The organism is Halosolutus sp. DAT137, from assembly GCF_059736405.1.
In genome coordinates this window covers 1-14,266 of the sequence record NZ_JCAQID010000014.1, presented here as the reverse complement: position 1 = coordinate 14,266, position 14,266 = coordinate 1, and the positions used below count along the sequence as shown (strand labels likewise).

The window sequence follows — 14,266 nt, the reverse complement described above, 5'->3', positions numbered from 1 at the left end:
CGTGGCCCGCCGACGGCGCGTCCGACTCCGGTTGGCCCACTGTCAACCGAGACGATAGTCACGCACTCTCCAACAGCAATTTTTACGCGATCAAGGTGTAGGAGTGGTGATGTCGACCATAGCCGAGTTCCGGCTTCCCACGTCGGATACGACGCTTTCGGTGGTCTTCGACCGCGTCCCCGAGGCGACCGTCGAACTCGAATCGGCGGTCTCCCGGACGCGTCCCTGTCTCTGGGTGTCGAATGCCGACCACGCTCCGACGGCGACGGCTTTCGAGGCGGACCCGTCGATCGAAGCGTACGAACTGCTCGTCGAGGCGGGCGATCGACGCCTCTACGACGTGACGTTCGCAGACGGCACGGTGACGCTGTGCGATCAGCTGCTGGCAAACGGCGGCTCGTTGCTCGAGGCCCGAGGGAGCGGCGGCTGGTGGCAGGTCAGGGTCCGGTACAACGATCGGGACACCCTCTGTGACGCCCACGACCTGCTCGTCGACCAGGGAGTCACCGTCGATCTTCGCCGGGTGACGGACGTCTCGAGGATGTCCGGCCCGGAGACGCAACTCACCCCCGAACAGCGAGAAGCCCTGGAGGCCGCACTCGAACGGGGCTACTTCGAGATACCCAGGGAGATTTCGATGGAAGAACTCGCGGGCGAACTCGGTATCTCTCATCAGGCGCTCTCCGAACGGTTGCGCCGGGCCTACGAAACGTTAGTCGACGAGGAGATACAGCCGGCGACGAACTGACCGTCACGATGGGGCGCCGCGGTCATCTCGACAGAGCGACCGTGTTCACAGAGAGCGACCGCGTCCCCAGATCGGATTCAGGACAGCTCCTCGAACGACTGGATGCGGTAGTCGCCAAGGACACATTGGCCGCGTCGATCGTGTCCGAGCCGTTCGACGTGGATCGCATCGAGACCGGCGTTCCAGGCGGCCCCGACGTCGCAGGCACCGTCCCCGGCGAGCACGCCTCGGTGGCCGTTGTGGCCGACGCCGAGATCGCCCATTACCGACTGCACCGGTTCGGGATCGGGCTTCCAGCCGGTTTCTTCCGTACAGCAGAGTCGCGCGTCGAACCAGTCCCGGATACCGACGTGCTCGAGGACCGGGTCCGCGAGAAACTCCTGGCAGTGGGTCACCAGTCCGACCGGCACGTCGAGATCAGCGACGAACGCCGCATCGTCGTGGAGATAGGTCTGTTCGGCCCGGACCAGCGGATCCTCCTCGGCGTGAAACGCCGTCCAGAACTCGGTGGCGTCGATTCCCCACGCCTCGAGTTGTCGGTCGCGAGAGCCGGACAGTCCGTGCCACAGAATTTCGGCCTCCCGATCGGTGAACTCGCGACCGAGTCGATCGCCCACTCGATCGAACACGTCACGGGTGTACGACCACTCGACATCGACGAGTGTTCCGTCGAGATCGAGCAGCCAGAAATCGTACTCGGAGACCATCGGGAGCGAAAAATACGGTACTCCCAAGTATATGTCTATCGCCCGCAGAAACGCGTCGTCGCCCACCGCGGCCGCGACCGAAGGCCGGACGAATTACGGTCGCGACCGAACGCCAGACGATCGCGTTCGACCTCGATCGCGCGCCTTCCACGGACCAACGTGCGCCCGGAGGATCAGCCCGACTCGGTATCGAGAACGCGGATACTCGAACCGAGGTACTTCGAGAGGACTTCCGAGACAGTGTCGGCGTTGAACGCGTCGAGATTCGCTGCGATCGCGTCTTTCAGCGCCTCGAAGTACGCCTCGTCGACCTGCAACTCGCGAAACGAGACCGACTCGACGCGATGGCGAGGGATCTCGAGCCAGGTCGCGGCGAGATTGCGGCCGTACTCGTCGTCGCCAATCTCGCCGCGCCAGAGCGTATCCCGGAAGAATAGCCAGCCGTCGGTTTCGGGTTCCGGGGCATCCCGAGAGAGCGTGATCGTCGTCTCGGCGGTTTCGGGGTCGACGGCGACGTCGCTCCGGGACGGTGCGTCTCGAAGCGTCACGCGAAAGACGTACGTTCCCTCCATTGAGCCACGGACACGAATACGTATCAGGCGTTTCGTTCGGATTCGAGGAGGTTGGCCATTTCGACGTCCGCATCCGTGATTCCGCCCTCTTCGTGAGAGGTCAGGCGGATCTCGACTTCCGAGTAGCGGATGATGATCTCGGGGTGGTGAAACTGCGCCTCGGCGATCTCGCCGACCATCTGGGCGAAGTTGACGCCGCGAAGGTAGTCATCGAACTCGTACTGGCGAACGATTTCCTCACCCTCCCGACTCCAGGTTTCGGGGAGTTGGTCCTCGATTTCGCCGTCCGAAAGCAGGTCAGCCATGTGGTCTCGAACGGAACCCAATTTAATAATGATTGTGCCCCGGGGGGCCGGCGACGCGAATTCCTCTCAGTCGTCGTCGGTCGCGCCGATCGCAACGTCGGACGACTCGGTTCCGAGGAGCGTGGCGGTCGACGGCGGCAACCGGCCGTCGTCGCCAAACTTGGGATCGAACAGCTGTAACGCGGTGTTGATCGTACTCCAGTCGTCGTTCGCGGCGGCCTCGCGGAGGCTCTTCGTCGGCGGGGCGAGAAGCTGGTTGACGAGCGAGTCGGCCATGGCCTCGATCACCTCGCGCTGATCCGGTGAGAGCTCGCCGCCGAGCTGTGAGCGGGCCGTCTCGAGTTCGCGCTCTTTGATCCGTTCGGCGGATTCGTACATCGCCGCGATGGCTTCGTCCGCACGGGCGCGCTTGTACTGGTCGCAGAGCAACGCGAACTCGCGATCGATCATCGACTCCACCTCGCGTGCCGCGTCGGCTCGCTGAGTGCGCGTTTGCTCGGTTACCGACTCCAGATCGTCCAGATCGTAGACGCACACTGACGGGTGCGACCCGGCGTCCGGGGAGACGTCTCGAGGCTGGCCCAGGTCGACGACGACTCGCTCCGGTTGGCCGTCTTCGGATCCGTCTTCGCGAGTTCTGGTTTCGATCGCGGTCGCCGTCTGGGCATTATCGACGAGGTGTGACGACTCGAGCAGCGGGTCGTCGCTGCCGGTCGCGGTGATGATGACGTCCGCCTCCGTGGCGATCGTTCCGAGCGCTCCGAGGGGGACGCCGCTGGCGGTCGCCTCGAGCTGGTCCGCGATGTGTTCGGCGTGGGAGACGGTTCGGTTCGCGATCAGAATCTCGTCGACGCCGGCGTCGTCGAGACTTCGGGCGGCGAGTTGTCCCATTTCTCCGGCACCGACGACCAGCGACGTCGCCCCCTCGAGAGCGACCTCGGTGCCGGCGAGTTTCGTGGCCGCGGAGCCAAGCGAGACGACGCCTTCGTTGATTTCGGTCTCGGTCCGGGCGCGTTCGCCGACGTGGATCGCTTTCGTTACGGCCGTTTCGAGCATCGAACCGATGCCGCCCGCGGCGCGGGCGTCCTCGTAGGCCGTTCGGACCTGGCCCATGATCTGATCTTCGCCGAGGATAACCGACTCCAGCCCGGCCGACACACACAGCAGGTGGCGGAGACTATCGTCGTGGTCGGTCACGACGAGTGCCTCGTCGTCGACCGTCGCGAAAAACGCTTCGAGGGCAGCCCGTCCGACGGCATCGTCGAGACCGACGACGTAGGCTTCGACCCGGTTGCACGTCGAGAGGACGAACGCCTCCTCGATGTCCGGAAGCGAGCACAGCGTCGCGACGGCGTCGCACTGACTGTCGGGACTCACGGCTGCGATATCGTCGACGGTCCCGCTTTCGTGTGTCACGCGCGCGGCCGTGATGACGCCGGTCGACGTCACGCTTGCTCACCTCCGGTAGTGGGGTCCTCACCGAGTACGTCCTCTATCACTTGCGGACAGTTGGAAGTACCAGTACGTAAAGCTGTCCAAACCGACGGAGAATTGACGACGTCGGTGACGATCTCCCGCCGGCGCGTCGGAGAGACGTCTTGCGCTTTGAGTTCCGAACGGAGCGTCGAACAGACCCTGGCCATTTCGCCGGCACCCGAAAGCGTTTCGTCGAGTTCGCCGCGGAGATACTTGCTCAGCGCGGGGGCCGTTCCGCCGGTGGCGATCGCGACGACGACGGGGTCCTCCCGGACCGTCGCCGGAACGACGACGCTGCCCGGATCGCGCCCTCCAGACTCGTCCGCACGGTTGACGAGGGTTCCGCGATCGCGTGCGGCGTCAGCGACGGCGTCATTTATCGCCTCGTCGTTCGTCGCCGCAACGACCAGCGCCGGCTCGAACCGATCGAGCCAGTCCGGAACGTCGTCCGGTCCCGGCGCGGCCCGGATAAGGGTCGCGTCGCCGAATTCGGCGTCGACGAACTCGGGACTGACGACCGTCACGTCAGCTTCGCGGGCGAATTTGCGAGCCTTGCGAGCGCCGACGGGACCGCCGCCGAAAACGAGCACCGTCGCGCCGGAGAAATCGTGAAAGAGCGGAATCATACAGTTGTTAGATCACCGTTCATTTTTTCTCACGCCGTCTTGGTGTTTGCCTCTGCGCGCTCAGCCAGACGAATACCGGTTTTCTTCAGTATTTGCGTCGAGAACAGCGAATCCCAGTCGTCCTCGCTGACGTCCCAGTAGCCGGCCATCGTCTCACGCACCTGCTCGATGCGCCGCTCGCTTTCGGCCTCGCTGCGGCCGTGAGTCATCGCGAAGAAGTTGTACGGCCAGACGCCGTCGTGGCGCGGCCGTTCGTAACAGTGGGTCACGAACGGGAGCGAGGCGACCTCGGGACCGACCTCGCTCACGAGATCGTCGGGAACGTTCCAGACGGTCATTCCGTTTTCCGTGTAGCCGAGCGCGTAGTGGTTCGGAACGACGCCGATTCGACGGATCTTCCCCTCGCGATCGAACCGCTGGATCGTTTCCCGAGTCCACTCGGGGTCGCGATCGATCGCGGCGGCGACGTCGGCGTAGGGCGTCGCGGATAGCGGCAAGCCGTCCTGAACCTCGAGAACGAGATCCCGTTCAGCGGGCGAGAGGGTAGACGCGTCGGACGGTTCGACGTCGGGACCGAGGTCGGAACAGTCGATGCCTGCAGGCTCTCCGTCGGAGCCGTCGAGCGGACCGTCGACGTAGAACTTCGCCTCGACGCGGAACTCCTGTTGTTTCGGCAGGTTGTACGTCGGCTGGCCCGTCTCGGCTTCGATCGCGTCGAGGACTTCTCGGACGCGATCGTTCTCGGTTCCACCGCTCACAGTCGAGGCGTTTTGCGTCTCGCCGTCTGCGACCGAAACGACGAACCAGACGTTCAGGTGCGGATGGGCGCGTTCGTAGTTGTGTGCGACCTCGCGATGGTCGTTGACCGCCTCGACGATCTCGTCGAAGCGGTCCGCCGGTGCGTGCATGGCGACGAGGGTCGCCGCGCCGCCGATCTCCTGGGCGTTGATCAGCGGGCCGAATCGCGAGAGCACGCCGCGATCGTCGAGGTCGCGAATCGTCTCGAGCAGTGCCGTCGCGTCGATGTCGACCCCGCGTTCGGACATCGCGGTTGCTGCAGCCTCGAACGGCTGGTCGACGACGGGAAAACCGCCCTGAAAGGCGTTAACGACGGCCCGCTCGCGTTCGGTAAGGTCGACGTCCGTGCTCATATCGAACACTCGGGAGCGCCGGTGCATAAACGAACCGGGAGTTCCACGATATCGGGGAACCGAGGCTGCGGGGGTATCACCCATCAGCGTTGTGCCTGTCGGTATCGGGGAAGAACGCCGACGGTGTCGCGAAAGAACGCAGACGGCATCGGAGAAGGACGGAAGCGGTATCAGAGAGGATGCAGCCGTCGGCGAGTGACTACTTGCCCTCGACGCCGGTTACCTCGTAGCCGAGGTCACGAATCTCCGACAGAATCGCCTCGTGGTCGGCGCTCGCCTCGTAGTAGATCACGATGTCGAACGTCCCCTGGCGAAGCAGTTGCTGGCACTCCCAGACGAACGCCTCGTCGTCGAGGGTCAATCCCTGGTGCTGGTTCGAGGAGAAGTCGGTGTCGTCGTTGCCCGAGTAGACGTAGCAGTCTTTCGGGTCGTGCCCGGCGTACTCAGCGATGATGTCGCCGACGTCGATCGTCGCCTGCATCATCTGGACGTCTTCCTGGCCGCTGTACTCCGTGTGGACGATCGCGCCGTTGAGTACGATCTCGCCGGGTTCGAGCAGCGCCTTCGTTCGCTGGTAGAGGTCGTCGTCGATCGCGTCTGGCATTGTCCGAACGCAGGATAGCCGGACAGATAGCCGTCACGATTCGAACGTACTACCAGACCCGCCCAGTGACGGTGTTTGATACGCAGCTATGTTATTCCGATGACCAGTATCACTGAGTATGAGTCACACACAAAGAACATAATCGTCGGTATCGTCGATTCGAGTGATGAAGCGGTGGCTCCGTCAGCGCGTCGACGCCGCCTACGAGCAGTTGCTCGCCAGAGAGATCGCCGGCGCACCGACCCACGTCGCAGTGATTCAGGACGGCAATCGACGGTACGCCCGCCGGAACGACCAGGACGAGACGGCGGGCCACCGAGCCGGTGCCGAAACCACCGAAGCGGTCCTCGAATGGTGTCAACAGATCGGCGTCGAGGAACTGACGCTGTACGCCTTCTCGACGGAGAACTTCGATCGCCCGCGCGAGGAACGCGAGGCTCTTTACGAGTTGCTCCGCGAGAAACTCCGGGAGTTCGCTGACGCCGATCGCGTCCACGAGAACGAGGTCCGAATCCGTGCGATCGGTGCCGTCGATCGGTTGCCCGAGCGAGTGCGAGACGCCGTCGAGTACGCCGAAAAGCAAACCAGCGGCTACGACGAGTTCGTTCTCAATATCGCCCTCGCCTACGGCGGCCGATCGCAACTGCTCGAGGCCGCGCGAGGCGTGGCCGAGGACGTCGATGACGGGACCGTCGACCCGGCGGAGATCGACGTCGAGACGATCGAGCGGCGACTGTACGACGATCCGGTTCGCGACGTCGACCTGATCATCCGGACGGGCGGCGACGAGCGAACCTCGAACTTCCTGCCCTGGCACGCAAACGGCAACGAGGCCGCCGTCTTCTTCTGTACGCCCTACTGGCCGGAGTTCTCCAAGACGGACTTCCTGCGGGGCATCCGCACCTACGAACACCGCGAGGAGTCCTGGCGACGCACCCGCGCCAGACGCGCGCTCGCGCTCCTGGGTGCGGTCAGCGATCCGGATCTCGTCGAGGCGCGATCGATCGTCGATCGGTTTCGAGATTCGCTGCCGACGGCCGAACAACCGGACGAGGAGGATCTGGAGACGGTCGAGTCGAGCGGTCGGGCGGCCGACTAATCCCGATCGCGCTCCGAAACACCCAATCGATTCGAGTCCGAACGCCACGTATGGAGCGTCGCCAGGTCGCGACCGGCATCGCCACGACGGGCCTTGGAGTCGCTGTCTTTCTCGTTCTCGCAGCCAACGGCGTCCTTCGGCACCCGGCCGCAGCGACCGAACAGACCCAGCCCGTCGAGTTTTTCGCGATCGGCGGCGGGTTTCTCCTCGTGACTGTCGGCGTACTCGTGACGATCGCGGCTTCCGTCGAACCGTCGCTGGAGGGATGACCGTACCTCCGAGTCGGCAGACGTGGAGTGGCCGTCGAGCGTGTGCGAAGGTATATTTTTGACATCTTGGTCGAAACCAAGACGTATGCCCTCCAGACGCACACTCCTCGGCGGCATCGCCGGACTCACTACGCTCGTCGCGTGGAGCCTCCGCGGCTTCGTCGGGTCGCCGGACGCCGAGGGAACCGAACCGGTCCTCGGGCCGGGCGAGGAGACCGTGCTCTCAGTGACCGCGACCAACGTCGGGAGCCTCATCGTCTCCCCGCTCCCGCACGGGGAAGGCGTCCACGTCGACGTGCTCGAGGCCAGCGTCTCGCCGTCGCCGAACAGCCAGGACGACTCGTTGCCGCCCTACTGGTACTGGTGGCGATCGCGCCAGACGGTCACTGTCGACCTTCCGGTCTCGGTCGCGGCGGACGCGACGCCCGGGACCTACCACTACGGCGTAACGGTGTGGAACCGATCGGACCGCGACGGTGCAGACTCGGCGTCCAGAACGTTCGCGATTACCGTTCGGGACGCCTGAGTTCGAGAGCCGAAGGCGAGCTCGTGGCGAGCGATCGCGGAGTCACTGCGTCGCGCGCGGCTACTTCTTGTCGCGCGCGGCTACTTCCCAAACCGGCGCGACCGATTACAGAACTCCCGGACGGCGCGCAGGAAATCCCGCTTGCGGAAGTCCCGCCAGTTGACGTCGGTGAAGTAGAGTTCGGAGTAGACCGACTGCCAGATCATAAAATCCGAGAGCCGTTCCGCACCGGTTTTGATCACTAAATCCGGCTCCGAAGGGAATATTAGGTGCTTCTCGACGTGGTCGTCGTCGATCGCTTCGGGGTCGAGGTCGTCCGCCTCGACGCTCTCTGCGAGGGTTCGGACGGCGCTGGTGAACTCGTGTTTCCCGCCGAGACCGATCCCGATCTGGATCGGGGCGTCGGCTGGCGTGTTGTCGTCGGGACCGCGGACGGCGACCTCCCGCGGGGCGTCGATCGTCTCGAGTTCGCGTCGCAGGGTGGGGACCGCCGCGGCGTCGAGGACGCTCACGTAGACGGTGACGCGGGAGGCGTACTCGAACGCCCACTCGAAACAGTCCGTCAGCGTCTCATAGGCACCTTCCTCTAGCAGATCGCGCTCGGTGATGACCAGCGCGATATGCTCTGGGAGAGACCCGTCGTGGCGACCGATCTGGCGTGCGAGATATCGTTCGTACAGGCCCACGTCCAAGAGATATCCACCGACGACAATACGGGTTTGGGTTCGGTACGGCTCGCCTGCTCGCGATCGATCGTTGAATCCGCGACCTGCGCGTCGGCAAGCCCACTTCGTCGGCCCGGCGATCGATCGCTGGTTGGCTTCGAAGACCGATCGCTGGTTTCGTACAAGAGCGGCTGACGTGGGTGAAAACCGGCACGGGGTCGTTCACGAAGGTTCAAGTGAACGCCACAGAAAGGATCGGATATCGTGACAGCACCCGTTCGGCGAGCAGGCGTTTTTGCGCTCCTCTGTACGCTGTCGCTCGCCGTCCCGATCGCCGGTCCGTTGGCCGCAGCACCGCTCGCTGCGGTCGTTCTCGTGGGGGCGTTCGTCGTCACTGACGGTCCGCTGTTCGAGCTGCTTGCCTATCCCGGAGACTACGAGGATAACCGACTCTACGGACTCCTGACGTTCGTTCTCGCCGGGATCGCCCTCGGACTGATCGCGACGACGTCGTCGATGTCGACCGCCGTCTTCGTCGGAACCGTCCTGTTGATCGGCTACGGGAATCTCGGCGAGCAACTCGCCAGAGGCTGGAGCGATCGGGACCTCGTCCACGTGACCGCGTTCTGTCTGTTCGCGACGGGAGCCGCAGTCGCCGGACAGACGGCCACGGCGATCCTCGGGCAGGAAGCGATCACCAATTCGCAGGTGCCGACCGTGCTCTTTCTCGCCGCCAGCGGCGCGTTACTCGCGGCGTTGCTCCGTGACGTGCTCTTTTTGTACGACGATCCGGTCGTCATGCTGTCGGTCGGACTCTTGCTGTGGCTGCTCGCCTCGCTGCAACCCGTCCTCGGACCGATCGAGATCGTCGCGGCGCTGGCGATTACGGTCGCGTTCGGCTACGCGTCCTACGCCCTCGAAACCGCCTCGATCGCCGGCATGCTCACCGGCGTGTTGCTCGGCCTGCTGACGATCGTCCTCGGCGGCTACGGCTGGTTCGCCGTCCTCATCTCCTTTTTTGCGATCGGCGGCCTCTCGACGAAGTTCCGCTACGAACAGAAGGAATCGATCGGGGTTGCAGAGGACAACAACGGCGCTCGCGGCAGCGGAAACGTTCTCGGAAACGCGGCGGTCGCCCTCGCGGCCGTCCTCGGTTACGCCGCCAGTTCGGCGACGCTCCTTCCGGGCGATCCCGATCCCGCCCTGTTTCTCTTTGCGTTTGCCGGGTCGGTCGCGACGGCGATGAGCGACACCCTCTCGAGCGAAATCGGGAGTGTCTTCGAGACGCCGCGGCTGATCACCACGCTCGAACCCGTCGAACCCGGAACCGACGGCGGCGTTACGTGGCAAGGGGAGGTCGCGGGCCTCGCCGGCGGCGCGATCGTCGCCGGTGCGTCCTACGCGCTGTTCCCCGAGATCGATCTCCTCGGAGCCGTGATCATCGCCGCCGCAGGCTTCGCCGGGATGACCGTCGACAGTCTCCTCGGGGCGACCCTCGAGGGGACCTTGCTCGGCAATCAAGGCGTGAATTTCCTCGCGACGCTCTCGGGAGCGTTGCTCTGTGCGCTGCTCGTCCTGTCGTTTCCAGTCTTCGGCTGACGCACCAGCGACGTGCGTCGGTACCGTACTCCTCCCCGCGACGATCGGCGGCGCGTTTTCCGATCGGGAAAACACTCGGTGCGGTTTACCACTCCCAGAGGCAAGACTGGACTATGATTTCGCGACGATCGGTCGTCTCCGGGACTGCAGGCATTGCCGCTGGGACGCTCGCACTTGTTGGAAACGCCGGTGTAGCCGCCGCACGGACCGCCCGGCGACGGCAGCCCCGCGAGGACCCCGACGCCCAATCGACGAGCACCGTCGTGGGGACGGCAAACGCCGCTGCGGTGCGAGCGACGCGGGCACCCGAGCAGATCGCCCCGGTTGTCCGCCGCCTCGAGAGTCGATTCGACAGCGTCTCGATCGATCAGTGTGGAGGGGTTGGCGGCGTCGCGTCGGTCGCGTCCGGTCGGCCCGTCGCCGGTTCGGCGGTCATTCGCGGCTCGTTCGCCACGGACGCCCTTCGACGGGAGTGTCGCCGGACCACCGCCCGCACGCTCGGCTCCCGCGAGGGCGTCGATCGGTTCCTGGTCGACGACGGCGTCGCCATCGCCCCGACCGACGGGTCGATCGTCGTCGGCTATGCGGCCGAGGAACGGGCGACAGCGATCGATCGACTCGACGCGGAACTCGGCGCACACACCGGTGGGTCGGCGTCGGGACGGCGTCGATCCGCACCCGGAGTTCACACCGCGCTGAACGGGGATGCCGTCGTCAGCGCGGCACTCGACGCCGGAACCCGGCGTCACCTCCGCGACGCACTTGCCGGCGCGAGGGGGCCGCTGGCGCAGGTTATCGACGCGGCCGACGAAATCGGGGCGGCGGCGACGGTCCAGTCGCGCGATCGAACCGACGTGACCTACGGCGTCGTCGCGAACCCGAGACGGCTCTCGACGGACACCGTCCGGAGCGTGCTCCGCGAGGCCCGGTCGGGCCCGGAAACCGTCGACGACGTGACCCTCGATCGATCCGGGCGAACCGTACTCGTCGACGCAACGGTCCCGACGCGAACCTTCCTTCGCGCGCAGGCGACGGCGATCGGGCTCGAGCGGGCACTCGACGGCGGACGCTAACCGAACGATCGACAGCGGGGCGTCAATCGAGAGCGACGGGCGATCAGTTCGACCCCGAATCCGTGTTTGGAGTCGTCTCCGCGACGTCGTCGATCGCGTGAACGCGAACGTCTGTAGGTCGTTTCGTAAACTGGCCCAGCGATCGCGCGACGATTCGATCGACGCCGCGATCGGCGGCGAGATCGAGCAGGCGCTGATCGAGAATTTCGTCGAGGATTATCGTCGCCGGAGCCGTCTCGAGTCCTTCGAGTGCGCTGTAGGCGTCGGTCGCCGGGGCATCGTCGAGCACCGTCGCGTCGGCGTCGAGAAACCGGACCGTGTCGGTTCCGTCGCGGACGATCGCCGTCGCGTGGTCGTAGATGGTCGCGGGAACGTCGGCCGATTCAGTGTCGCCGGCTGCCGCGCCTGTCGCCGCCGAATCGCCGCCGACCGTGTCCGTTTCGGGCGTCGTCGCGCTGTCGGTTTTCGGTGGCGACTCCGCCGCTGTCTCGACGCCCCGATCCGCGTCGGGTCTCGAGGCCCGGGTCCCTCCGTCAGGCTCCGACTGACCGGATTCCGGGTCTGCGGAGCCGGTCGAAGGGGCTGACGTGGCAGACGTGGACTCGCTTTTCGACGGCCGCGGTGCCGGCGTTGCGCTCCCGTCGGTCGCGGCGACGGCTTCGCGCGGCTCGCTCATCCCTGAGACCGAGTCGTAGGGAACCTTGTTCCGGAGCGCGGCGAACAACTGGTGGTGGTCGAGTTCCTCCACGGATTCGCCGGCCGGTGCGAACGCGACGTAATCGATGTCGCCTACCTGCGAGAGTTCCTCGAGGATGAGGTCGCCGCCGCGGTCCCCATCGAGAAACGCGGTCACGGTCCGGTGGCGGGTGAGTTCTGCGATCGCCTCGGGGACGTTGGTTCCCTCCACGGCGATCGCGTTCTTGATGCCGTACTTCAACAAAGTAAGGACGTCCGATCGGCCTTCGACGACGATGATCGCGTCGCTGTCGGTGACGCGGGGACCGGCGGGCAGCCCCTCGTATTCGGTGATGTCCTCGACGCGGACGTGCTGGCGGACCTCCGCGAGAATCTCCTCGGAGGACATCACGCTGTCGTCGAAGCCCGTCCGGAGGAGTTCCTTGGCGCGATCGACGACCTCGCGACGTTTCGCCGCCCGAACGTCCTCGATCTCGGTTACGTCGAGAGATGCCCGACAGGGTCCGACGCGGGTGATCGTTTCGAGGGAGGCGGCGAGCGTCGCCGTCTCGACCTTGTCGAGGCTAGTCGCGATCGTACAGTGGCCGTGTGACTGGCCGCCCGTGCTCGCGATTTCGACGTCGATACGGCCGACTTTCTGTGACTGGCGGAGGTCGCGGAGATCGAGTTCGTCGCCGAGCAACCCTTCGGTTTGTCCGAAGATGGCACCGACGACGTCGCTCCGCTTGACGACCCCGTCAGCAGTCACGTCCGCGTGAATCAGGTATTTCGAGGTATCTTCCATGGGAGATCTGTCCCCGGGGAAAAGGGGACGGCGCATCCGAAACCGTTATACATAGAATGTGGACCGTGACGGGCAAATAGCTGTTGACCTGTGACAGAACGGAGCAACTCAGTATCGCGGCTGATCAGTCTCAGTCTTCGCTTAGTATTGGGGCTGATACCAGTACCAGTAGATCGTGATCGCGAGCAACACGGCGAGTCCGCCGAGAAAAAAGAGCAGCCCCGGCGGCACCGTCGCGAAAACGGCCTCGGCCGCCTCCGCACTACCGTCGCTCGCGTTCTCTACGATGGCGTCGCTCGCGTTCTCCGCCGATTCGTTGTCGATCGCCCCGCCGTCGACGGAGTCGTTCGCGTCCGCAGCGGAGTCGTCCGCATCCGCGGCGGCGTCGTCGGACGGTTCCGGTTCTTCTGGTTCCGTCTCCGTTTCGATTTCTTCGGTAGTGAAATCATCTTCCGACTCCGCATCTGCCGTCTCTTCTGACTCCTCGTTCGCGCCCTCCCCGGTTGCGTCGTCGTCCGGGCTCTCCTCGGCGGCGTCGTCCTGCTCCGCCGCCGCATCGTCTTCCGAATCTGCCGTGTCGGGATCGTCGGTTTCCCCAGTCCCACCCGGCGTCGCCTCACCACCGGACGGTCCGGTGTCGTCCGTTCCGGCGAAGCCCAGCTGCCGCGTGAGACCGTACTGGACGAGCAGGCTCCCACCCGCCAGTGCACCGATGCCACCGATCAGTCGCGAAATCGCCGTCTTCAGCTGTGAGGCCGTCGACTCGTCGCTCGTCACGATCAACGGGCCGTCCGTCGTCGCGTAGACGCTCATCTCGTTGCCGCGAGAGGAGTACCACGTGTCGACGACCTCAACGAGGCCAGCGTTTTCGAGGTTCTCCAGATGGTAGCGAACGTTCTGAATCGAGGAATCGATCGCCTCGGCGATGTCGCTCGGCGTTCCCGGTTCGTCGTCGAGTCGCGCGTAAATCTGTCTCGCTGTCGTCGACGACAACGCGCTGAAAACGGCATCCGCATCCTCACCCTCGAGATCGACGACGCGCGGTTGCCCATCCCGCGTCGAGGGCTCGGACCGGAACGGAAATAGACGGGCCATACTCGTTCGAGATGCATTCTCTGGCCAACACGTATACTCCTTTTCCTCGGTGAAAGTGCTTTTTTAGCTTGGAAGATCGGCTGACTGCGTTGGGATGGGTGCGGACGGGATAGTAGCCACTTACCGTCAGTGCACACTCGATCGCACGGAAAGAGCGTGGTTCGGAGCGAGCGTGGTTCGGAGCGAACGGAGTGAGCGAGAACCACGATAGCGAACGGGGAACGGATGTGACCCGTGAGCGAACGGAGTGAGCGAGAACCACGATAGCGAA

Annotated in this window: 16 protein-coding genes; 6 read left to right on the top strand and 10 right to left on the bottom strand. The window is 64.8% G+C overall.

Annotated features, from left to right (window positions below):
• Nucleotides 1-109: 109 nt before the first annotated feature.
• Nucleotides 110-748: a helix-turn-helix domain-containing protein gene (locus tag AC6I6L_RS19875; RefSeq protein ID WP_497919514.1), complete on the top strand. Its 639-nt coding sequence runs from the start codon at nt 110-112 to the stop codon at nt 746-748.
• Between the two features lie 77 nt (nt 749-825).
• Here AC6I6L_RS19875 and AC6I6L_RS19870 read toward each other — a convergent pair whose 3' ends face one another.
• The 7 genes from AC6I6L_RS19870 to AC6I6L_RS19840 form a co-directional block, all read right to left on the bottom strand.
• A complete protein-coding gene (locus AC6I6L_RS19870) occupies nt 826-1,455 on the bottom strand; it encodes an HAD family hydrolase (protein ID WP_497919513.1) in 630 nt (209 codons plus the stop codon).
• A 173-nt stretch (nt 1,456-1,628) separates the two neighbouring features.
• Complete coding sequence (lwrS, locus tag AC6I6L_RS19865) at nt 1,629-2,027, bottom strand: LWR-salt protein (RefSeq protein WP_497919512.1); 399 nt, start codon at nt 2,025-2,027, stop codon at nt 1,629-1,631.
• Between the two features lie 23 nt (nt 2,028-2,050).
• Entirely contained in the window at nt 2,051-2,332 is a 282-nt protein-coding gene (locus tag AC6I6L_RS19860; RefSeq protein WP_497919511.1) for a 4a-hydroxytetrahydrobiopterin dehydratase, read from the bottom strand.
• A gap of 66 nt (nt 2,333-2,398) precedes the next feature.
• Nucleotides 2,399-3,781: a glutamyl-tRNA reductase gene (gene hemA, locus AC6I6L_RS19855; RefSeq protein WP_497919510.1), complete on the bottom strand. Its 1,383-nt coding sequence runs from the start codon at nt 3,779-3,781 to the stop codon at nt 2,399-2,401.
• Nucleotides 3,778-4,434, bottom strand: a complete 657-nt coding sequence (locus AC6I6L_RS19850; protein WP_497919509.1) for a precorrin-2 dehydrogenase/sirohydrochlorin ferrochelatase family protein — start codon at nt 4,432-4,434, stop codon at nt 3,778-3,780. The genes hemA and AC6I6L_RS19850 overlap by 4 nt, the downstream gene beginning before the upstream one ends.
• A gap of 29 nt (nt 4,435-4,463) precedes the next feature.
• Nucleotides 4,464-5,585 (bottom strand): siroheme decarboxylase subunit beta, encoded by a 1,122-nt coding sequence (gene ahbB, locus AC6I6L_RS19845; protein WP_497919508.1) that lies wholly within the window; start codon nt 5,583-5,585, stop codon nt 4,464-4,466.
• Nucleotides 5,586-5,784: 199 nt separating this feature from the next.
• The gene (locus AC6I6L_RS19840) at nt 5,785-6,189 is read right to left on the bottom strand and encodes a DUF5778 family protein (protein ID WP_497919507.1); all 405 of its coding nucleotides are present in this window, start codon (nt 6,187-6,189) and stop codon (nt 5,785-5,787) included.
• A gap of 166 nt (nt 6,190-6,355) precedes the next feature.
• On the opposite strand from AC6I6L_RS19840, the gene uppS reads away from it, so the two are divergent.
• The 3 genes from uppS to AC6I6L_RS19825 all read left to right on the top strand — a co-directional run bounded on the left by uppS (nt 6,356) and on the right by AC6I6L_RS19825 (nt 8,083).
• Nucleotides 6,356-7,288: a polyprenyl diphosphate synthase gene (uppS, locus tag AC6I6L_RS19835; protein ID WP_497919506.1), complete on the top strand. Its 933-nt coding sequence runs from the start codon at nt 6,356-6,358 to the stop codon at nt 7,286-7,288.
• Nucleotides 7,289-7,338: 50 nt separating this feature from the next.
• Nucleotides 7,339-7,557 carry a hypothetical protein gene (locus AC6I6L_RS19830; protein WP_497919505.1) on the top strand — a complete coding sequence of 73 codons (219 nt, stop codon included), beginning with the start codon at nt 7,339-7,341 and terminating at the stop codon, nt 7,555-7,557.
• Between the two features lie 85 nt (nt 7,558-7,642).
• Nucleotides 7,643-8,083, top strand: coding sequence for a hypothetical protein (locus AC6I6L_RS19825; RefSeq protein ID WP_497919504.1), 441 nt, complete (start codon nt 7,643-7,645; stop codon nt 8,081-8,083).
• Between the two features lie 80 nt (nt 8,084-8,163).
• Here the strand turns inward: AC6I6L_RS19825 and AC6I6L_RS19820 are convergent, their stop codons facing one another.
• Nucleotides 8,164-8,769, bottom strand: coding sequence for an undecaprenyl diphosphate synthase family protein (locus AC6I6L_RS19820; protein WP_497919503.1), 606 nt, complete (start codon nt 8,767-8,769; stop codon nt 8,164-8,166).
• 243 nt (nt 8,770-9,012) lie between these two features.
• On the opposite strand from AC6I6L_RS19820, the gene AC6I6L_RS19815 reads away from it, so the two are divergent.
• Together AC6I6L_RS19815 and AC6I6L_RS19810 are read left to right on the top strand one after the other, a co-directional pair.
• The gene (locus AC6I6L_RS19815) at nt 9,013-10,347 is read left to right on the top strand and encodes a DUF92 domain-containing protein (RefSeq protein ID WP_497919502.1); all 1,335 of its coding nucleotides are present in this window, start codon (nt 9,013-9,015) and stop codon (nt 10,345-10,347) included.
• Nucleotides 10,348-10,460: 113 nt separating this feature from the next.
• Complete coding sequence (locus tag AC6I6L_RS19810) at nt 10,461-11,420, top strand: hypothetical protein (RefSeq protein WP_497919501.1); 960 nt, start codon at nt 10,461-10,463, stop codon at nt 11,418-11,420.
• 43 nt (nt 11,421-11,463) lie between these two features.
• Here AC6I6L_RS19810 and dnaG read toward each other — a convergent pair whose 3' ends face one another.
• Both dnaG and AC6I6L_RS19800 read right to left on the bottom strand, forming a co-directional pair.
• A complete protein-coding gene (gene dnaG / locus AC6I6L_RS19805) occupies nt 11,464-12,900 on the bottom strand; it encodes a DNA primase DnaG (RefSeq protein ID WP_497919500.1) in 1,437 nt (478 codons plus the stop codon).
• 141 nt (nt 12,901-13,041) lie between these two features.
• A complete protein-coding gene (locus AC6I6L_RS19800) occupies nt 13,042-13,995 on the bottom strand; it encodes an ArsR/SmtB family transcription factor (RefSeq protein ID WP_497919499.1) in 954 nt (317 codons plus the stop codon).
• Nucleotides 13,996-14,266: the final 271 nt, after the last annotated feature.

What these genes read in the sequence shown, in the direction of transcription:
- uppS (WP_497919506.1), top strand. Translation starts at nt 6,356, where the DNA reads ATGAAGCGGTGGCTCCGTCAGCGCGTCGACGCCGCCTACGAGCAGTTG.
- AC6I6L_RS19850 (WP_497919509.1), bottom strand. Translation starts at nt 4,434, where the DNA reads ATGATTCCGCTCTTTCACGATTTCTCCGGCGCGACGGTGCTCGTTTTC.
- AC6I6L_RS19870 (WP_497919513.1), bottom strand. Translation starts at nt 1,455, where the DNA reads ATGGTCTCCGAGTACGATTTCTGGCTGCTCGATCTCGACGGAACACTC.
- AC6I6L_RS19830 (WP_497919505.1), top strand. Translation starts at nt 7,339, where the DNA reads ATGGAGCGTCGCCAGGTCGCGACCGGCATCGCCACGACGGGCCTTGGA.
- AC6I6L_RS19800 (WP_497919499.1), bottom strand. Translation starts at nt 13,995, where the DNA reads ATGGCCCGTCTATTTCCGTTCCGGTCCGAGCCCTCGACGCGGGATGGG.
- AC6I6L_RS19860 (WP_497919511.1), bottom strand. Translation starts at nt 2,332, where the DNA reads ATGGCTGACCTGCTTTCGGACGGCGAAATCGAGGACCAACTCCCCGAA.
- AC6I6L_RS19825 (WP_497919504.1), top strand. Translation starts at nt 7,643, where the DNA reads ATGCCCTCCAGACGCACACTCCTCGGCGGCATCGCCGGACTCACTACG.
- lwrS (WP_497919512.1), bottom strand. Translation starts at nt 2,027, where the DNA reads ATGGAGGGAACGTACGTCTTTCGCGTGACGCTTCGAGACGCACCGTCC.
- ahbB (WP_497919508.1), bottom strand. Translation starts at nt 5,585, where the DNA reads ATGAGCACGGACGTCGACCTTACCGAACGCGAGCGGGCCGTCGTTAAC.
- AC6I6L_RS19810 (WP_497919501.1), top strand. Translation starts at nt 10,461, where the DNA reads ATGATTTCGCGACGATCGGTCGTCTCCGGGACTGCAGGCATTGCCGCT.
- dnaG (WP_497919500.1), bottom strand. Translation starts at nt 12,900, where the DNA reads ATGGAAGATACCTCGAAATACCTGATTCACGCGGACGTGACTGCTGAC.
- AC6I6L_RS19840 (WP_497919507.1), bottom strand. Translation starts at nt 6,189, where the DNA reads ATGCCAGACGCGATCGACGACGACCTCTACCAGCGAACGAAGGCGCTG.
- AC6I6L_RS19875 (WP_497919514.1), top strand. Translation starts at nt 110, where the DNA reads ATGTCGACCATAGCCGAGTTCCGGCTTCCCACGTCGGATACGACGCTT.